At 41.5% G+C, this 1,287-nt stretch carries 3 protein-coding genes; all 3 read right to left on the bottom strand.

All coding sequences use genetic code 11. From position 1 onward, the window contains the following. Positions 1-2 precede the first annotated feature (2 nt). Complete coding sequence (gene nusB, locus SPADD19_RS00760; RefSeq protein ID WP_003013313.1) at positions 3-434, bottom strand: transcription antitermination factor NusB; 432 nt, start codon at positions 432-434, stop codon at positions 3-5. Then, on the bottom strand, positions 427-816 hold the full coding sequence (locus SPADD19_RS00755) for an Asp23/Gls24 family envelope stress response protein (RefSeq protein ID WP_003005404.1): 390 nt from the start codon (positions 814-816) through the stop codon (positions 427-429). Before SPADD19_RS00755 ends, nusB begins: the two co-directional genes overlap by 8 nt. Positions 817-852: 36 nt before the next feature. Next, positions 853-1,287, bottom strand: a 435-nt coding sequence (locus tag SPADD19_RS00750; protein WP_241496372.1) for an elongation factor P, incomplete at its 5' end; no start/stop codon positions are given.

Below are 1,287 nucleotides of genomic sequence, written 5' to 3'. Positions count from 1 at the left end.
CATTATTCTTCTGTCACAAATTGACTGAGGACACCGTTGACAAATCGTGAAGAGGTTTCATCTGAAAAGGCTTTGGCCAATTCCACCGCTTCATTGACTGCAACGATCTGTGGTGTATCAAACTCTGTTATTTCATAAATTCCAAGACGAAGGATGTTTTTCTCCACCAAGGTCAAGCGCTCTACCGTCCAACCGGTTTTCAAATGTTGACCGATTTGTTGGTCCAGTTGATCTTTTGACTGATAGACACCCGTCACGAGATTCATGAGAAAGGCAGGAAGATCGACTTCTTTGTCTTCTGCTAGGTCCTTGTCATGTAGATAAGCAAAGCGACAAGCTTCAACAATGTCTCCATCGTATTCCAAAGCCATCAAGGCTTGGAAGGCACGCTCGCGCAAATCTCGACGTGATTCTAATAAAATTTCATCAGTCATTGAGGAAGTCCTCATTAAACAAGTCTTTCAAGTCTGGTTTTGGAGATTTTTCCGTTGCGATACCGACAACGTGAATGTTGACAGCATCCAAGGTTACATCTGCCATATCATATACCGCAGACTTGACCGCTTTTTGAATCGCTACTGCTACAGATGGCACAGCGACTCCGTACTCCAAATAAAGATAGATGTCTACTGAAACTTGACCATCTTCTTCCGTATGAAGGTAGACGCCACGTCCAAGGGAGCGTTTGGATAAGCTATCTGAAACACTCTTGTTTTCAAGCGAATAGACACCCTCTACTTTTGCTGTCGCAATCGCAATAATTTTTTCTAATACACGTGGTGCAATAACGATGTCACCAAATTGTTCAGTTGCCATAGAAGTTCCTTTCTATTTGACACCCTGAGATGTCTCTTATGCACGAGAAACGTAAGTTCCTTCAGTAGTGTTAATGACCAATTTTTGTCCAACTTCGATGAAGTCAGGAACGTTTACGACCAAACCAGTTTCCATTGTAGCAGGTTTACCAGAACCAGTCACTGTAGCACCTTTGATAGATGGTTGAGTCTCTGCAACAGTCAATTCAACAGTTGTAGGAACTGTTACACCGATTACTTCGCTTCCGTAGAATTGAATTTTTACTTCTGAGTTTTCAAGGATGTAAAGCAATTCTTGTTCTACATTCACAACTGGAATTTCATATTGGTCATATGTTTCTGTGTTCATGAAGTAGGCTGTATCATCCATTTTGTACAAGTATTGAGCTGGAACAGTTTCGATAATCGCTTGTTCAAATTTTTCTTCTGGACGGTAGCTTGTATCAAATGTTGAACCAGTACGGACATCACG

The sequence above is a fragment of the Streptococcus parasanguinis genome (assembly GCF_001578955.1).
GTDB lineage: Bacteria > Bacillota > Bacilli > Lactobacillales > Streptococcaceae > Streptococcus > Streptococcus parasanguinis_U.
This window is presented reverse-complemented; position numbering and strand designations above follow the sequence as displayed.

Excerpts from the sequence above, each read along its gene's own strand:
- nusB (WP_003013313.1), bottom strand. The coding sequence starts at position 434 with ATGACTGATGAAATTTTATTAGAATCACGTCGAGATTTGCGCGAGCGT.
- SPADD19_RS00755 (WP_003005404.1), bottom strand. The coding sequence starts at position 816 with ATGGCAACTGAACAATTTGGTGACATCGTTATTGCACCACGTGTATTA.